Source organism: Actinomadura sp. NPDC023710, from assembly GCF_040639875.1.
In the GTDB taxonomy this organism is placed as follows: domain Bacteria; phylum Actinomycetota; class Actinomycetes; order Streptosporangiales; family Streptosporangiaceae; genus Spirillospora; species Spirillospora citrea.
Genome location: NZ_JBFAGB010000048.1, coordinates 32,301 through 47,526, shown reverse-complemented (window position 1 = coordinate 47,526; position 15,226 = coordinate 32,301). Strand labels below are relative to the sequence as shown.

19 protein-coding genes are annotated in these 15,226 nt (G+C 69.9%); all 19 read right to left on the bottom strand.

Annotation, left to right across the window (positions count from 1 at the left end):
• Window positions 1-83: 83 nt before the first annotated feature.
• Complete coding sequence (locus AB0H37_RS38305) at window positions 84-500, bottom strand: hypothetical protein (protein WP_360617535.1); 417 nt, start codon at window positions 498-500, stop codon at window positions 84-86.
• Window positions 493-1,032, bottom strand: coding sequence for an HAD family hydrolase (locus AB0H37_RS38300; RefSeq protein WP_360617533.1), 540 nt, complete (start codon window positions 1,030-1,032; stop codon window positions 493-495). Before AB0H37_RS38300 ends, AB0H37_RS38305 begins: the two co-directional genes overlap by 8 nt.
• Complete coding sequence (locus AB0H37_RS38295; RefSeq protein ID WP_360617531.1) at window positions 1,029-1,229, bottom strand: hypothetical protein; 201 nt, start codon at window positions 1,227-1,229, stop codon at window positions 1,029-1,031. The genes AB0H37_RS38300 and AB0H37_RS38295 overlap by 4 nt, the downstream gene beginning before the upstream one ends.
• Window positions 1,226-2,233, bottom strand: coding sequence for a hypothetical protein (locus AB0H37_RS38290; RefSeq protein WP_360617529.1), 1,008 nt, complete (start codon window positions 2,231-2,233; stop codon window positions 1,226-1,228). Before AB0H37_RS38290 ends, AB0H37_RS38295 begins: the two co-directional genes overlap by 4 nt.
• A 17-nt stretch (window positions 2,234-2,250) precedes the next feature.
• Window positions 2,251-2,586 (bottom strand): helix-turn-helix domain-containing protein, encoded by a 336-nt coding sequence (locus AB0H37_RS38285; RefSeq protein WP_360617527.1) that lies wholly within the window; start codon window positions 2,584-2,586, stop codon window positions 2,251-2,253.
• Between the two features lie 137 nt (window positions 2,587-2,723).
• Window positions 2,724-3,674, bottom strand: a complete 951-nt coding sequence (locus AB0H37_RS38280; RefSeq protein WP_360617526.1) for an endonuclease/exonuclease/phosphatase family protein — start codon at window positions 3,672-3,674, stop codon at window positions 2,724-2,726.
• Window positions 3,675-3,749: 75 nt separating this feature from the next.
• Complete coding sequence (locus tag AB0H37_RS38275; RefSeq protein WP_360617525.1) at window positions 3,750-3,977, bottom strand: hypothetical protein; 228 nt, start codon at window positions 3,975-3,977, stop codon at window positions 3,750-3,752.
• Window positions 3,978-4,117: 140 nt separating this feature from the next.
• A complete protein-coding gene (locus AB0H37_RS38270; RefSeq protein WP_360617524.1) occupies window positions 4,118-5,365 on the bottom strand; it encodes a hypothetical protein in 1,248 nt (415 codons plus the stop codon).
• 599 nt (window positions 5,366-5,964) lie between these two features.
• Window positions 5,965-6,186 carry a DUF397 domain-containing protein gene (locus tag AB0H37_RS38265; RefSeq protein WP_360617522.1) on the bottom strand — a complete coding sequence of 74 codons (222 nt, stop codon included), beginning with the start codon at window positions 6,184-6,186 and terminating at the stop codon, window positions 5,965-5,967.
• 115 nt (window positions 6,187-6,301) lie between these two features.
• Window positions 6,302-7,531, bottom strand: coding sequence for an acyl-CoA dehydrogenase family protein (locus AB0H37_RS38260; protein ID WP_360617521.1), 1,230 nt, complete (start codon window positions 7,529-7,531; stop codon window positions 6,302-6,304).
• A 67-nt stretch (window positions 7,532-7,598) separates the two neighbouring features.
• Window positions 7,599-8,261 carry a GAF domain-containing protein gene (locus tag AB0H37_RS38255; RefSeq protein ID WP_360617519.1) on the bottom strand — a complete coding sequence of 221 codons (663 nt, stop codon included), beginning with the start codon at window positions 8,259-8,261 and terminating at the stop codon, window positions 7,599-7,601.
• A gap of 17 nt (window positions 8,262-8,278) precedes the next feature.
• The gene (locus tag AB0H37_RS38250; RefSeq protein WP_360617517.1) at window positions 8,279-8,896 is read right to left on the bottom strand and encodes an ATP/GTP-binding protein; all 618 of its coding nucleotides are present in this window, start codon (window positions 8,894-8,896) and stop codon (window positions 8,279-8,281) included.
• Between the two features lie 29 nt (window positions 8,897-8,925).
• Window positions 8,926-9,312 carry a DUF742 domain-containing protein gene (locus tag AB0H37_RS38245; protein ID WP_360617516.1) on the bottom strand — a complete coding sequence of 129 codons (387 nt, stop codon included), beginning with the start codon at window positions 9,310-9,312 and terminating at the stop codon, window positions 8,926-8,928.
• The gene (locus AB0H37_RS38240) at window positions 9,309-9,827 is read right to left on the bottom strand and encodes a roadblock/LC7 domain-containing protein (RefSeq protein WP_360617514.1); all 519 of its coding nucleotides are present in this window, start codon (window positions 9,825-9,827) and stop codon (window positions 9,309-9,311) included. The genes AB0H37_RS38245 and AB0H37_RS38240 overlap by 4 nt, the downstream gene beginning before the upstream one ends.
• 73 nt (window positions 9,828-9,900) lie before the next feature.
• On the bottom strand, window positions 9,901-11,334 hold the full coding sequence (locus AB0H37_RS38235) for an ATP-binding protein (RefSeq protein WP_360617513.1): 1,434 nt from the start codon (window positions 11,332-11,334) through the stop codon (window positions 9,901-9,903).
• Window positions 11,335-11,623: 289 nt separating this feature from the next.
• Window positions 11,624-12,502 (bottom strand): SAM-dependent methyltransferase, encoded by an 879-nt coding sequence (locus AB0H37_RS38230; protein WP_360617512.1) that lies wholly within the window; start codon window positions 12,500-12,502, stop codon window positions 11,624-11,626.
• 5 nt (window positions 12,503-12,507) lie between these two features.
• Entirely contained in the window at window positions 12,508-13,320 is an 813-nt protein-coding gene (locus AB0H37_RS38225) for an SAM-dependent methyltransferase (protein WP_360617511.1), read from the bottom strand.
• Window positions 13,308-14,138 (bottom strand): SAM-dependent methyltransferase, encoded by an 831-nt coding sequence (locus tag AB0H37_RS38220; RefSeq protein ID WP_360617509.1) that lies wholly within the window; start codon window positions 14,136-14,138, stop codon window positions 13,308-13,310. Before AB0H37_RS38220 ends, AB0H37_RS38225 begins: the two co-directional genes overlap by 13 nt.
• A complete protein-coding gene (locus AB0H37_RS38215) occupies window positions 14,138-14,947 on the bottom strand; it encodes an SAM-dependent methyltransferase (RefSeq protein ID WP_360617508.1) in 810 nt (269 codons plus the stop codon). Before AB0H37_RS38215 ends, AB0H37_RS38220 begins: the two co-directional genes overlap by 1 nt.
• Window positions 14,948-15,226: the final 279 nt, after the last annotated feature.

Sequence of the window (15,226 nt, the reverse complement as noted above, 5' to 3'; positions counted from 1 at the left end):
CGGGTCGAATGCTGAGAGTCGAGTGGCTGCTGATTCGCCGTGGGCCGTAGGGAACGCCCGCACCGCCGCCGTTGCCCTGAGAGTCAGAAGGTGGATGACCAGGGAGGCGGCTCCGGCCGCTGGTTAATCAGCTGCTTTCCGGCCGCGCGGTCCGGCTCGGTGCGTCCCGACGTCAGTAGGTGCCCGACCGTTCTCATCGCCTTCTCGCCGTGCGTGAGATGCGCAAGTGCGCTGTCCAATGCGGGCAGGTCGAGTGTGCGCGCTTGCCTATCCCGGGCCTGCGTTGTCTGCGCGACCGCGACCGCGATGAAGCCGTGGAACACATGTGCCGTGAACGTCAGCGGCTCCAGCGCCCTGGCGATCTCCGCCAGCGCTGCCGCGACGGGGTAGCTGCCGCGCCCTACCAGGTCTGCCAGGTCTGCCAGGGAGTCCAGAGCCAGGCTCAGACTGGTCTGACCAGCCCCGGCGCCGGAGACGGCGCGGACGGGTTTTTCAGGCATACGCTCTCAGCTCTCCGGTGAGGATGCGGGGCAGGTCGCCGATCCGGGCGATCAACCGGGCGCGTGGAGGGAGGTGTGCAGGGGCCGCAAGCGGCCCAAGCAGGACGGCGCGGATGCCCAGTAGCGCAGGAGCGCGGACGTCGGTGTCGATGTTGTTGCCGCACACCAGCAGCGCGCTCGGAGCGACATCGAGCTCGTCCAGGACGTAGGGGTAGAAGCCCGGGTGAGTCTTGTCGAGGCCGAGCTCGTGGCTGAGGTAGACGCGGTCGGCAAACAGCTCATCGAGCCCGGCCGCTTTCAGCGCCCGGCGCCGGTCTTGGCCGGGGACGGTGTTGGACACCAGCGCCAAGACCAAACCGGCCGCGTGCAGCTCCCGCACCGCAGCCCGCGCGGCCTCGGCGACCGGCCGCATCCCCAGCACCGGATCAACAGGATCCCCGCAGCTGGTCAGAGTGAGGCCGTAGTCCAAGGCGACGTGGGTGATCGCCCCGCCGTAGCGGCGCGCGATCCAGGCGTCGTCAGGCAGCGTCATCCGCGCCACCGCCGAGCGGTCGCAGGCGGCGCCGCCAGCCAGGCATGAAGCCCGGACAGGATAAGCCCGACGCACGTCAGCGCGCTCTGGCGCAGAACGTCCAGGGCGTGGTGGTCCAGGGCGTGGTGAGTCAGGGCGTGGGCGAGGGCAGGGTTGAGGAACGGGCCGAGTTGGAGAGCGTGGACCAGCTGATTCATGGGATCCCGGTTCCTGCGGCTCCGTTGTCGTTGTCGATTGCGCGGCTAGCGGGCGGGATAGGAGCACCGGGGATGTCGATGCTGACGCTCACCCGCCGGTGGTCGGAGTCGGGGTCCGTCGGGTCGCGGAATGTGTGGACCTTGTAGCTTTCAGGCACGTAGTAGGGGACAAGCGACTCGTTGAACAGGAAGGCGTCGAAAACGAGGGGCCGTCGCCCGTTGGGTTTGGCGCCCTGGGTCGGGGTGTAGTCGCCGGCGAGCTCGGCGACATGGTGGAACCCCAGCCCGCCCACGCGCTTTTTGCGGATCCGGCTCCAGTGCCCGCACAGGTAGTCCATGGCGCGGCTGTCGTATTTGTAGCGCCCGGTCCAGTCGCGCCCGCTCCGCCACAGAATCCGGAACGCGAGCTGGCGCGGGTTGTGAACGCCAGGGGTGTTCAGGTCTTTCGGCGCGAAGTGCGGTCCGGAGGGAACCTGGTTGAAGTCGCCGATGAGCGCGGTCGGGATTGTCGGGTCGGCCCACCGGCCGAACGTGCGCGCGTCGGCCAGGCGCCCGTCGCCGCTGTGGATGTCGCCGTGCCAGGCCACGATGCGGAAGGGGGCGTCGCTGCCGGGCAGCGTGAAGAACATCGTGTTGCGGTTCCGGGAGGCGAAGTCGGGCAGCCGGTGGTTGTAGAAGCGGCGGACCTGCACGGCGTCGGTGGTGTAGATGACGGGCGCGAACATGCCGCCCTCGCGCGGGAGGGAGCAGGGGTGCGGGTGGTAGGCGGGCCCGCCGGCCGCGCGCATCGCAGCCGCCGCCTCGAGCGCGCCCTCCATGCCGTTGAGCTCGTAGCGGTCGCCCTCCCCGAGCACCAGGACGTTGGGCCAGTCCCCGTCGTGGAACATCCCCACGACCCGCCCGAAGTCGTAGCCAGCCCCGTCCCCGCTGTAGGGCGAGAATCCGGGGGAGGTGTCCCTGCCGCCGTGCTCGACGTTGACGTAACTGAGCCGAAGGTTCGGCATCGCGGGGGCTGGTCCTTTCACGTCGCGCCCATCGGGGCGGGTGCGGGCTCGGCAATGAACTGGCTGAGGGAGAGGACCGAGGTGGTCGGGTTGGTGCTGGGGGCGCGGCGCATGGTGGTGGACGGGAGTTCGCCGTACCGGTCGCGGTAGTGCGCGGTGAATCGGCTGCGGCCGGGGTAGCCGACCCGGGCGGCGATGTCGGCGACGCGCACCTGACCGGGCAGGGCGATCAGCAACTCCGTGCGGGCCTGGTGAAGCCGGACGTTCCGGATCAGCTGGGTCGGTGTGAGACCAAGGTGGGCTACGCACAGCGCCCAGAGGTGGCGCGCGCCGACCTGTGCCGCGTTGGCCATCGCTGGAACCCCGACGTCCGCGTCCCGGTAATGATCAAGCAGCCACGCCACGGCCCGGACGAGGGGATAGGGCAGAGCGCGCCCGTCGGCGTGTGGGGCACGGCATCCGCACAGCGGGCACCGGGGCTGGACGCCGGTCACAGGGCCCTTCCTTCCGGCCGGAGGAGGGGCCGTCTGGGTCGCGGGCGACACCGCGCAGACGGGGTCAGGGGCTGGGCGGGTTGCCTCGGCGCTGGCAGGGCGAGGGTTGTGGACGCGAGCTGGCCGGGGTGCGGCGCAGCGGCGAAGGTGAGTTCGGCCCAGACGATCCGATGGTCGGACAGGTGGTCACCGGTATCCACGACGCCGTAGTCGGTGATCAGGGCGGGGGGCAGGGTGGCGCAGATTCGGTCGGCGCGGTAGGCGAGTTTGTCCTCCAGGTGCCCCACGGTCGGGGTGCGGTCTCGGCATAGGTGGCCGATGTCGTGGAAACCGGCGGCGGCGAGTTCCTGCGCTGGCGCCTTGATGAGCTTCTTGCTGGTCTTGTACGGGGGGAGTCCGGTGGTGTCGGGGTCGTCATCGGTGGCCGCGGCGTTGAAATCGGCGACGTAGATCACGGGCTGGCCGCTGTGGACGGTGACCATCTCGGCTTCGAGCAGGCGCGTTCCCGGCGAGCTGGGGGCGGAGTGGCCGACCAGGAAATGCGCGGGGACGGAAAAGCCCTCGATGCGGAGCTTGACGTTGGTGAGGCCATGAACGAACGGCGGACCGGTCAGATGCGTAACGTTTTCGTAGTCGAGGTGGTCGCTGACTTTGACGAAGGCCGCCAGGTCGCAGCCGTAGAAGTTCGAGGGGCCCACGAACCGCCAGGGCATATCGAGTTCGTCGGCGACGAAGTCGGCCAGGCTGCGGGAGTGCGGCCCCCAGGTCGCTTCCTGCAGGCCCAGCAGATCCAGGTCGAGCCGCTTCAGCAGTGCGACCTGCTCACGCAGCCGGGAGAAGTCGGGGTCGTCCTGGTTCCGGTGGCCGCCCGGGTCGTCCAGGCTGCCCAGGCCCCCTTCGAACAGGTTGTAACTGCCCACGCGGATCGTGAAGGACTCGTCAGACATGGCTGGCCCCTTTTTCAGAAGAGGGGTGGAGGGGTTCGCCGTGCCGGGGCGTGACCCACCGTGCGTCGGGCAAGGTCATCCGCGCCGTCCCCGGGCCGCCCGCACCTGGAGCTGCACGGTGATCGCGGTGCCCCACAGCATCATCAGCAGCATCCCGGCAGCGGCGTTGTCGGCGGCGGTCTGCCGGAAGTGGGCTCGGGCTTGTTCTGGACCGCGCGCGGCGAGGGTTTCTACCAGTTCCCGGGCGGCCCGGGCGTTGGCGCGGTGGTCGCGGCGGGCTTGGATCATGCTCTGTTCGGTCATTCCGGGCGTTGTCCGGCGGGCTCGCGTGACCCCCGTGCGTTCGTCAGGCACAAACCGGCCCACGTCAGGTAGTCCTTCGCCGGTGACCGCGTCCAGCGCGCGGCACCCGCGGTGGATGGACTCGGCGAACACCTCGGCCATCACGGGGCCGGTGCGGGCAAGGTCGGACCGGGCTCGCATGGCAGCGAAGGCCTCATACCCCTCAAAGCGATCATCGAGGCTGGCGGTGATGATCTGCTGGCATCGGGCGCGGATGCCGCGCCCGCTCGTTGCCTGAGGTCTGGCCATGCATGGCTCCCGTTCCAAGGGACTGCGTGGATTTCGGTGGGGGTTGCGCGGTGCACGGTCGACAGCGAAGGCCGCGGCCGCGCACCGCGAACGGGGGCGGTCTTGTGAGGGTGGCCGGGGGCCGCTGATGCTCCGCCCTCGGCGGGGACGGGGGTTAAGCGCGGCGGGCGATGCGGGCGGCGAGGCGGATGTGAGGGCGCCAGGACCGCGACCGTTGCCGTGCTGAGGCGGGACAGGCCAGTGGATGCAGGGCGGACGGCCCGTAGCATCGTCCAGAACTGCCGGGCGGCGTCAGGGCCGGTGGTCCGGGCGGCGATGTCGGCGGCGAACTCGTTGGTCCAGCGCAGGAGCAGGGTCGCGCCCCAGAGCGCTGGGGCGGCGGTCAGCAGGGTGGGCCAGGGCAGCATCAGCCCCAGAACCGCCCAGCCGCCCAGGCTGACCAGTTGGAGCAGGAGGAAGACCTGCAGCCAGGGGCGGCGGACGTGGTTGGTCTCGTGTGCCAGGACGTAGGCCAGTGCGGCGGGCTGGTCCAGGAGCCGGTCGCCGACCACGATGACCGGGTGCCGCCGGTTGGGCAGCACCGCGGCGTTGAACCGCGAGCGCGCGCAGTCGCAGCCGGCGGTGTCCAGGGTGCACCGGTGGCCAGGTAGCTGGTCGGGGCGGTACACGTGGACGCTGGCGGCGGCGGGGAAACGCCGCAGTACCTGATGCTGGGCGTGGGTCAGGGCCGCGCGTGCGTCGGGGTCCAGGCCGGCGATGAGTTGCTGCTCGTAGTCGTCGGCGGTGGCCCAGTCCACACCGCGCAGCAAGCCGACGCGAAAGATCATGCAGACGGCCAGGACTGCCCAGGCGCCGACCAGGGCGGTCAGGGCGCCGGTCACCGCGGCGGCCCACATCGGGGACAGCAGCATTCGGCATGCGCCGCCCAGCACGGCACCGCCGGCCAGGTGCAGGGCGGGGATGAGCCAGGCCTTGTGCTTGCCTGCTTTGTAACCGTTCTTGGCGACGTACTTGGCGTGCATCGCGTGCATCGCCTCGGCGAAGCTTCGCTGCCCCGGGGAGGTCTGTACTGGTGCGGCGGCTGAGGTGGTGTCGGTCACTTCTCGGCTTCCGTGTCGATGAATCGGTTCCGTGCTTCAAGCGAGGCCGGATTCGGGGGCGCCCTTCCCGCCCATCTCGGGTCGGAAGGACGCGAGAGGCTGCCGAGTGCCACACAGCAAGCCCCTCGGCTTCGAGGGTGCGGGCGGACCAAGCCGACCGGCGGTCGTCCAGCAGGCCCGCAGCACACCGGACGCAAGGAGCCGCCCGCGGCCGCGCTCACCGCCGCCCCCGAATCTGCCGCCGGACCCAGCAACTCAGCGGGCAGCGGAACCGCAGCACCGCGCGAGCCACGGCCACGATCGGCACCAGCACACGGGCCCGTACCTGGGAGGCGAGGCCGATGCGCGGACGCGATCGGTTCCCGTGCCGGCACGTCAGGTCGGGGACCGGGTCATACAAGCGGCCGAGTTGTGTCCGGTCGGCCGATTCACCGAAATGCACTGGTGACTGCTCCTGGACGGCGGGCGGGGTTCTGTGAGGTATCGGTGGAGTTCATGGGAGTTCCGTTACGGCCTGGCCCGCGCAGCGGCCCAGGCCGTAACTGGCAACAAGCACGCCACCGCGGGCGGAGGCATAGTGCGAGCTTCAGCGTGAACGGCTAGAGCGACCGGACGCTGTCCAGCAGTGATCGCAGCGCCCTCGGGTCGAAGCGAAGCACTGCGCCCTGCGGGTCCTTGGAATCGCGGACCGCGTACCCTTCTTCACCGACCGCAGCAACCTCGACGCAGAACTCTTTCTCGTGCTGCGAGCCCTGCGAGTGCCCGCTTTTTCTCCACCGCGCGCCCGGGAAGTCCGGGTGCGGCCCCTGTCGGGTTTCCATCAGGTCCTTCCTTTCTCTGCTTCTTGATTCGTGAGTGGCGGTCTTAGCCGCCTTCGGTGAGCGGAGTCATTTCGCTCACCGAAGATTTCAATGCCGTTTTGGTCTGCAAACGAGATTAGGCGGCGTGCTCTTTTCGGTTGGCCGGGTCGGTCGGAGGCCGCAGCGCGGTCCGGTGCGCCAATTGCAGGGAGTACTGCGGGCGGTCGAGTCCGGCGGCGTGCTCGCCCAGCCGCAGGCGTTGGATGTCGTTGGTGCCGGCGGGCGGGGCGAGACACCGTGCGTCCTGGGTGAGCAGCCCGATGCGGCGGTCGGTTCGGAGTCCAGCCGCGCCGTGGGTGTCCATCGCGTCGCCGGCCGAGCCCAGGGTGGTGGTGACGGCTTCGAACTTGGCGTGGATCAGCTGCTGGTCGCAGGGCTTGCCCTGGTCGAGCAGGTCCGCGGCGGTGTAGGCGATGGTGCGGGCGGTCATCAGCCGGGCGTTCATCGCCCCGAGCCGCTGCCCGATGACGGGAAGGTCGGCCAGCGGGGCGCCGTAGCGGGAGCACGCCTTGGCGTAGGTGACGGTGTCGTCGAAGATCGCCTGCTGGGCGCCGAGCAGGACACCCGTCAGGCACAGCCGGCCGGCCAGGATGGACGCGGCGTAGGCGACGTCCTTGCCGTCGCCCTCCTGACCGATCATGTTCGCGGCCGGCACCCGGACTCCGTCGAAGATCACGTCACCGAAGGAAAAGCCGTGCAGGCCGATCGCAGTCTGGTAAGGGGCGAGTTGGACGCCGGGCCTGTCGGCTTCGACCAGGAACGCCGACAGTTTCCGGCTTCCGGCCGAGTCGGGACCGGTGCGGACCACCACGCAATGCACATCGCCGATGTGGCTGTTGCCGACGAACGCCTTGCCGCCGTCGATGATGTAGTGGTCGCCGTCGCGGCGGCCGGTGGACTGCATCCCCAGCACGTGCCCGCCGGACTTGTGCTCGGTGACCGCGATCGTCGGCAGGCACTCGCCTGCGGCGACCTGCGGCATCCAGGTCCGCAGCAGGTCATCGCTGCCGTAGTGCAGGAACGTCGCCGCGCCGAGCTGGGACGCCTGCAGCGCCGCGCCCATCGCGGGACTGACCTGGGAGATCCTCTCCAACAGGAGCGTCTTGGCAGCGTGGCCGAGGCCCATTCCGCCGCATTCGGCGGGGATGGCCACCGTCATCCAGCCCAGCCGGGCCATCTTCCGGACGATCTCCTCCTCCACCTCGCCGGGGTGGGCCTGCAGCCGGTCGAGGTGGGGCTTGATCTCGGCGAGCGCGAACTCGCGGGCCTGGTCGCCCAGGCCCCACTGGTCGTCGATCTCGGACACGCAGATCCCCTTTCAGTTTCGCGGGGCGGTGCCGGACGGTGGGGTCCGGCAGGAGGTCATCGCCTGGCTACGGTCGGTCCGTCGAGGGCAGGATTTGGGTCATCACGGTTGGACCGGTGGCTGAAGTCGCGTCGTCGGCTGGAGGGCCCAATTCGGGGACTGTGGTGCGCTGCTCGATGAGCTGCATCAGGCGGGCGCCGCCTGCCTTGATGAGGGCGAGGGCTGCGTCTTCGGTCTCTTCGGGCAGCTGGTGATCGCCGATGACGCACAGGGTGCCGAACGCGATCCCAGTGTCCTGGTGGATCAGCGGGGTTCCGGCGTAGGTGCGGATGCCGATGGCGTCGACGACGTGGTTGCTGGCGAAGCGGGGCGCGGCGAGCACGTCCGACAGGACCAGGGGCAGGCCCCGGTCGATGACGGCCGGGCAGTAGCCGTGGTCGCGGCTCATGGTCCGGCCCACCGGGCGTTTGCCGGGCGGGTTGTGCAGCCCGACGAACACCTGCTCCTGGCCGATCAGGTTGACCATCGCATACAAGCCCTGGGCGACCCGGCCGAGTGCGGCGGCGAACCCCTGCGACACGTCGGTGGCGAAGGCGTCGAATTCCTCTTCCTGCTCCAGGCTGTCAAGGCCCAGGCCGGTCAGCAGTCCGGTTCGCCGGCGGATCGCGGCGTCCTGCACGGCACGGTCGGGGGCGTGCAATCGGAGGTAGGTGTCGTAGTTCGCCTGCACGGGGGTGCTCTCTTGGGTCACGGGTGGACTGCCTGCCCTTCGACCGGTCGTCCGGGCTGGTGCAGAGGGTCTGGCGGGGATGTGCGGAGGATGGTCAGGGCGTGCTGGACCAGGGTGATCAGCACGGTGCGGGTCAAGGTGAACTCGCGCGCGTCGCAGGCCACCACGGGGACCTGCGCAGGCAGTTCCAGAGCGTCGCGGACTTGGCCGGTGGTGTAGCGGCGGGCGCCGTCGAACTGGTTCACTGCCACCACGAACGGCGTGCCGCGTTTCTCGAAGTAGTCGATGCTGGGGAAGCTGTCGGCCAGGCGGCGGGTGTCGGCCAGCACCACCGCGCCGATCGCGCCGCGGGCCAGGCCGTCCCACAGGAACTGGAACCGCTGCTGCCCGGGCGTGCCGAACAGGTAGAGCACGACAGGTGTCGGGCCGGTGAGCGTCCGGCGACCGAAGTCCAGCGACACCGTGGTGGTCGACTTGCCATGCACGCCGTCCAGGGAATCGATCGGTTCTCCGGCCTCGGTCAGGAGTTCATCGGTGGTCAGAGGCGGGATTTCGCTGATCGAGCCGATCAGCGTGGTCTTCCCGGCCCCGAAACCTCCGGCGATGACGATCTTGAAGGATGAGAGCGCGGGCATGTCCGGTGCGGGGCGGGTAGTGGCCGTTGTCACGAGGCGTCCAGGGCTTGCAGGCCGGCGAGCACGTCTTCCAGCACTTGGCGGTGGTGGGCGTGGGTGAAGTCGGCGTTGGACTGGGTGGCCAGCGCGCCGTGGTCGATCAGGTCGGACACGATGATCTTGGCGATCAGGGTGGGTTGTTTGATGGTGGCCGCGACTTCGGCGAGTGTGCGCTGCTGCTCGCGGCATAGTTGCAGCGCTTGGACGGCCTCCGGCTGAAGCGTGTCGGCGAGCACGGGGTGGTGGGTGGCGGTCAGCACGGTGTCTCTGTCCATGCCGTGGCGGGCGTGGGTGCGGTTTCCGGTGACCATGTAGGGCCGCAGCACGTCGGGACGCTCCTGGGTGATCCATGCCTGGCCGGGTGGTTCACCCTTCATCGCCGGCCCCATGCGTCGGTGCCACCGGTGGGGAAGCTGCCGGACGAGTTGACGGACGGGCTCGTGCGCGTCGCGGCACCCAGGTGCGGGGCGACACTGGCGATCAGCTTGGTCATCTCGGAGCCGACCATGCGCGGGTCGGCGTCTCGTGCGGCCACCACGGTCAGCAGGCTCGGCTGGGCGGCGGTGTCGGGCCCCTCGCCCTGCTGGGTGTTCATAACGAACAGGGTCTTGTGCGCCAGCTGGACGATCACGAGCTGGACGTCGCCGCCGGCCGGGTCGGTGATGTTCCCCCCGGCCTTGCCCGCGGAGTGCTGGCTCGTCGCGACCGCGGCAAATTGATCGTCCTGGGGCGGCGTCAGGCCGGCGGAGGCCAGCGCCAGCCCGTCGAGGGTTCCCAGCACCGCCGCGTGGACGCCGGGCAATTCCTCGACAAAAGCGACCAGCAGCCACCCCAGTTCACCGGTCCCGCCATGCGGCGCGGGCGAGGTGATAGGGCGCAGGGGAGAAGGCATTGTCGTCTCGTCTCTTTCTGGGCTGAGCGGCAGACGCGGCCGGGGACGCGTCCGGGGCGATCGGCAGGAGCGGTCAGTTCGCAGACGGACCGGCCGGTGGTTCGGGACCGCCGTCTGGAGGCGACTCCTCGCGGGTGTGGTCGGTGCCGCAGTGCCCGATCGGGGCATGGACGCCTTGCACGAAGGCGGCCGCTGCCCCGACGTCTGGGCCGGTGGGTGTGCTGCCGGGCGATACGGCGAGGTCCGGGTCACTGACCGCCCTGTGTCGGTCTGCTGTTCGGTGTGCACCGCGCCGCCGGGGGAGCGGCGGTGGGCCGCCCGCCGCCGGTTCCGTCGACGGCCCCGTGTTCGGGAGCACGGTTACGGCTCCGGGGGCGGAACCGGCGGGGGGCGACGTGCTAGCGGCTCCAACCGGCTCGATGGGCTTGGCCGGCATAGCGAGTTCTGGGAGCGCCGGGAGCGGGGGCCACGGCCCCCTCAGCGACTCGACCACAGGTTCGGAAACGTCCGAGGTCGCCAGCGCAGGTAGTGGGGCGGCAGGTACTGGCAGGCGCGGCTCCAGCAGCAGCGCTCCCGGCAGTTCAACCACGGCCTGCGTCCCACCTCCGAGGCGCGGGTGCAGCTCGACTCGCACACCGTGACGTTCGGCGAGTATCGCCACCACCAGCAGCCCGATCGGGCCTTTGACGATCTGCTCGTGCAGGTCGACCGAGTCCGGCTCGGCGAGCAACCGGTTCAGCGCCACGAGTTGAGCCGACGGCATCGGAAGCTGCCCGCAGTCAGCGATCTCGATCCTCAGCCCCGCTGACAGCGGATTCTCGGTCGACGCTACGGTCACCAGCGCATCGGTGTCGCGGGCAGAGAACCGGGTCGCGTTCTCGATCAGCTCCGCCAGGAGCAGACCAATCTCTGGTGCGACATCCCCCGACAGCGCCACCTCGGGCCCCAGTGACGGGAACCGCACTCGCGGGAAGTCCTTGACCTGCGAGCCCGCCTCCCGGAGCACTCGCGTCAACAGCAGCGGCTCCGGCAACGCCCGCGCCCTGACCCCGGCGAGCACAGCGATCCGCTCCAGACCCCGAAGAGTCCGCATCCCCAGGTGATCGATCCCGAACAGACCGCGCAGCAGCGACGGGTCCTCGACCTTCTTCTGCAGGCCATCGAGCACTTCCACCTGCTGGTACACCAGCTTGTGCAGCGGTCGGCCGATACTGCCGAGCACCTCCCGCAGCCACGCCTCGTCCCGTCGCGTCAACGCCTGCGCCAGGCCGCCGTCCTCCGCCCGGCGGCGCAGGTCCGCGTCGATCACCGCAGCGATCCGGTCGGCGGTGTCGTCGTAGGCCGCCGCCGGGCTGAACGGCTGAAACCAGCACGCTCCGACATGCTCATGCCCGGAGTAGGGCCGCGGCCAATGCCAGAGCAACTCGCCCCGGCTACGGGAGGGCAGCAGCACCACCAGCCGGCCCGCGTACGGGTGGACGTCCACGCGCCGCGCGGCGACCGCCATCGCCGTGGGCTCTCCCCGGTGTGGTTCACCCGAGGCGCGCAACCCTCGAGAGGTGAGACGGCTGGCCAGCTCACGCGCATGCTCACGAGCCTGGATGGGTGGCTGCTCGAACGTGGCCGGTGCCAGCAGGGGGGAGCGGGGAAACATCATCGCATTGCTCCGAGGGTCGTACCGAGCGCCGCAGCCGGGCGACGAACCTGAACGCTGTCGGCCGCCCGAGCCAAGCGAACCCGGTCAAGGGGCCGCAGCAGCGGTCTGCTCGGGCGGGAGGGCCTGTTATTGAACAGCGTCACCTGCATCGCGGCCTCCGCTGTGGTCGCGGACCGCGGATCCGGCCGACGCCGCACCACAAGTCCATGAACGGTGAGGCCGTCAGCAGGGACGGGTCTGGGCGCCAGAGCGGGGCCGGCACCACACCTGGCCGGACCAGTTCAGTACCGCCGAGCAGGGCCTGGATCGCACCGGGAGAACGGACGCCCAACAGCCCGGGGAACCACCCCTCGCGCAGAGCGTCCAAACTGGTGAGGCCGTGCCCCGAGATGTCGGTGAGGTCGCAGATCGCGATCATGCTGCCGGGAGCCAGCGACTCCCGCAGATGTCCCACCACCTGGGCGGCTACCTCGTCGGGGTAGCCGCCCAAGCTGTTGAGCAGCAAGACCCCGACGGGACGGTCCAGGTCCAGGTCCCGTCCGGCGGAAGCCAGCAGCCCGCGGGGATCGTTCAGCGCGGCCGGCACGCAGTCGCACGTCCCCTCCAGGCCAGGGGCGAAGAGCGCTCGCGCGTACGTCAGGACGAAGTCGTCTGGGTCGGCGTAGACCACCCGGGCCTGCGGGTTGGCTTGCTGCGCGATGACGTGGACCTCGTCACGCAGCGGGAGGTCAACCTGCCCGGCGACCAGCAGTTGCTCGATCTGGTAGTCGCCGACGAGCGTGCGCACCAGCCGGGCCCGCAGGTCCAGCCGGGCCTGCGCCAGCTGATCGATGCGCGGGCACCGTGCGCGCACATAGGCACCAAACGCCTCGTCGACGGCGGAGCCGTCCTTGCCGCCGGCCCACACATTCCACACCCGGGCCGGTATCGGTGTCTGCGCGAGGGCGGGCTCGGTCCGCAGATCGTGTTCGGCGGCCTTCCAGTCGAGCCCGATTTCCTGGCCCAGAGGCGCATCCATATCAGTCACCTCACCCTCCCCACTGCGGCTCGCGCCTCGACCTCGGGCGCGGACATCAGCTCTGGATGCGCCGGCCGCCACCGGTTCGGCGCGACCACGCCTGGCGGGAGGATCTCCAGCCCCTGGAAGAACGCGGCGATCTCGGCGGGGGCGCGGAGCCGGTAGGGGGCGGCGCCGGTGTCGTTGTAGCCGGCCTGCGCCGCGGCGCGGGCCTCGCTCGCCCTGATGCCGTCGCAGATCACCAGATAGGACCCGGGCACAAGGTGCGCGACCAACCGGTAAACGATGTCGCGGGCTTGGTCGTAGTCGGTGACATGGCCGAGGATGCCCAACATCATCACCGCGACCGGCCGGGAGAAATCCAGGGTCCGTTTGGCGTGTTCGACGATGTCGTCCGGGTCGCGCACGTCGGCGTCGATGTAATCGGTGCGGCCTTGCGGCGTGGAATTGAGTAGTGCACGGGCGTGGGACAAAACCATGGGGTCGTTGTCGACGTAGACGATCCGGGCGTCCGGTGCGACGCGCTGCGCGACCTCGTGGGTGTTGTCCATGGTCGGAAGCCCGGTCCCGACATCCAGGAACTGGTGAATGCCGTGCTCAGCGGCTAGGAACCGGGTCGCACGGCCATGAAACCCTCGCTGTTCCATAGCGAGTACAGCCATATGAGGAAAGACGCGCAGGTACTCTTCGCCGGCAGCCCAGTCCGACGGGTAGTTGTCCTTGCCACCGAGCCAGTAGTTCCAGATCCTCGCCGAATGCGGCACAGACGTGTCAATCGGGTTAGCGGGGCGCTCGTTGCGGCCGGTCACGGTGACCACCCGTCCCATCCTCGCCAACCGACTCCGCCGAGCACGGGGACCATCGGAACCGGCGCGAGCGGGTCTTGGAGGCAGAACGACACCGGGTAGACGCCGGGCTCCAGCAGAACCAGCCCCGCCAGCAGCTCCAGCATCTGCGGCCGTGTACGCGCGTACGCGGCGGGAGCACCCCGTGCCGCCATCGCGTTCAACGCCGCCTGGACCGGTTCGTCGAGGAGCCCGGCCATGGGTTCGGCGACGATCACGTGACTGCCGAGCGCCAGCGGCGCGATCAGGTCCTGCATGACTGGCACTGCGGCCTCAAGGGGTAGGAAGGTCAGGACGTTCGCCAGCACCACCGCAACGGGCTGCCCGAGGTCCACGCCACTGGCGGCCAGCAGCTCCGCGGGCCGGCGCAGATCGGCTTCGACGACCGACACTGCCTCCGCGTCGCGACCGCACCGCTCGCGCAGGCAAGCCAGCACCGCCGGGTCGCTGTCGACGTACACGACGCGGACCTGGGGGGCGTGCGCGTGCACGAGGTGATGGGTGCAGGGCCGCCCACCGGGAGGAGGGAATCCCGGACCGATGTGAACGACCTGACGCACCCCGACCTGCTCAAGGGCGCGCCGCAGGGCCCGTGCCACGAACTTCTCGGTGGCCCTGACCGCCTCTCCCAGGCCGGGCAGGATCTCCACGGCCGCAGCAGCCGCCTCACGGCTGGGGTCACGGCCGGCGTGAGGCGCGACGCAATCCTGGCCGCCGGTCAGAAGGCTCCACGCTCCTGCCGCGGTCGGGCCAGACAACATGGCCACCGGGTTCTCGGTGCGCTGCTGCATCACCGCTCCCGCCCCGGCAGGCGGGCGGCCATCCCGACGACCCGAACGAACTCGCCCACCTGGCCGTGCTCGTCTTCGGGAAGGCCCCACTCGGCCACGTCCTTCAGACCCGGCCCGAGAATCTCCCACCCCGCGCACAGGCCGAGGATCTCCTCCTCGCTCCGGAAATGGATGCGGCTGGTGGCGTCGTCGTAGGCCTTGGTGACTCCGGCGACATCCATGGATTCGGGGCCCGTGCTGGTCGCGTGCGACATCACCACCACGCTGCCGGGCGCCAGCCGCCGCGCGAGCCCGGCCATCACCGCGACAGCGTCGTCCACGAAATGCAGCACTGCCGCCAAGACCACGACCACCGGCTCAGCCAGATCCAGTACCGCGCCAAGGGTGGGGTTGCCGAAGATCGTGTCCAGATCGGTCACGTCACCGAACAGCACCTTCTGAGAATGGGTGCGCGCGTGGGTGAGGACCACGTGGTCGTTGTCGAACGCGACCACCACCGCGTCGGGGGCGACCGCCCGGACGCACTGCTCCACGCTGGGCAGTGTGATGTCAGGGTCCTGAATGCCGGGCCCGATGTTGATGACCTGGCTGATCCCGAATTTCTGAACCATTTGGGCGGTGGCGCGCCCAGCGAACTTGTAGTTCTCCTGGGCGACCGCGCCCGCGTCCGGCGCCTTCGCGATCACCTGGGCATAAGCGGGCCGGTCCGCAGCGAGCGCGGTCCTGCCTCCCAGGAGCAGGACATACACGCGCGCAGGCGCGGGCCGATCGAGATCAACGGCATCAGGGAGGAAGGTTTCGTCGGCCATCAAATTTCGGTCCTAGAATGCGGCGCGGTTTCGTCGTTGTATGTCCCGGGCGCTGGCGGGCCACCGTCACGGAAAAGGCAAAGGCTCTGCTCTGAGGGAGCCAGAGAGACGGTGGGGGCGCCTCCATGCAGGGCGTGCACGCAGACGGGGGTCCCGGGGTCTGCGTGCACGCCCTGGGTGACCGCCCCGGGGTCGAGGCGACCCGGTGGGGTCGGTCCAACGCGGCGCTCGGTGTGGGTCGAGGGCCTGCGCCGGTCTGAGGAGGTTGAGCTCGTGGCA

Excerpts from the sequence above, each read along its gene's own strand:
- AB0H37_RS38215 (WP_360617508.1), bottom strand. The coding sequence starts at position 14,947 with ATGGCCGACGAAACCTTCCTCCCTGATGCCGTTGATCTCGATCGGCCC.
- AB0H37_RS38235 (WP_360617513.1), bottom strand. The coding sequence starts at position 11,334 with ATGGCGGTCGCCGCGCGGCGCGTGGACGTCCACCCGTACGCGGGCCGG.
- AB0H37_RS38230 (WP_360617512.1), bottom strand. The coding sequence starts at position 12,502 with ATGGATGCGCCTCTGGGCCAGGAAATCGGGCTCGACTGGAAGGCCGCC.
- AB0H37_RS38300 (WP_360617533.1), bottom strand. The coding sequence starts at position 1,032 with ATGACGCTGCCTGACGACGCCTGGATCGCGCGCCGCTACGGCGGGGCG.
- AB0H37_RS38250 (WP_360617517.1), bottom strand. The coding sequence starts at position 8,896 with ATGCCCGCGCTCTCATCCTTCAAGATCGTCATCGCCGGAGGTTTCGGG.
- AB0H37_RS38280 (WP_360617526.1), bottom strand. The coding sequence starts at position 3,674 with ATGTCTGACGAGTCCTTCACGATCCGCGTGGGCAGTTACAACCTGTTC.
- AB0H37_RS38285 (WP_360617527.1), bottom strand. The coding sequence starts at position 2,586 with ATGGCCAACGCGGCACAGGTCGGCGCGCGCCACCTCTGGGCGCTGTGC.
- AB0H37_RS38275 (WP_360617525.1), bottom strand. The coding sequence starts at position 3,977 with ATGACCGAACAGAGCATGATCCAAGCCCGCCGCGACCACCGCGCCAAC.
- AB0H37_RS38295 (WP_360617531.1), bottom strand. The coding sequence starts at position 1,229 with ATGAATCAGCTGGTCCACGCTCTCCAACTCGGCCCGTTCCTCAACCCT.
- AB0H37_RS38290 (WP_360617529.1), bottom strand. The coding sequence starts at position 2,233 with ATGCCGAACCTTCGGCTCAGTTACGTCAACGTCGAGCACGGCGGCAGG.
- AB0H37_RS38245 (WP_360617516.1), bottom strand. The coding sequence starts at position 9,312 with ATGAAGGGTGAACCACCCGGCCAGGCATGGATCACCCAGGAGCGTCCC.
- AB0H37_RS38220 (WP_360617509.1), bottom strand. The coding sequence starts at position 14,138 with ATGCAGCAGCGCACCGAGAACCCGGTGGCCATGTTGTCTGGCCCGACC.
- AB0H37_RS38305 (WP_360617535.1), bottom strand. The coding sequence starts at position 500 with ATGCCTGAAAAACCCGTCCGCGCCGTCTCCGGCGCCGGGGCTGGTCAG.
- AB0H37_RS38240 (WP_360617514.1), bottom strand. The coding sequence starts at position 9,827 with ATGCCTTCTCCCCTGCGCCCTATCACCTCGCCCGCGCCGCATGGCGGG.
- AB0H37_RS38265 (WP_360617522.1), bottom strand. The coding sequence starts at position 6,186 with ATGGAAACCCGACAGGGGCCGCACCCGGACTTCCCGGGCGCGCGGTGG.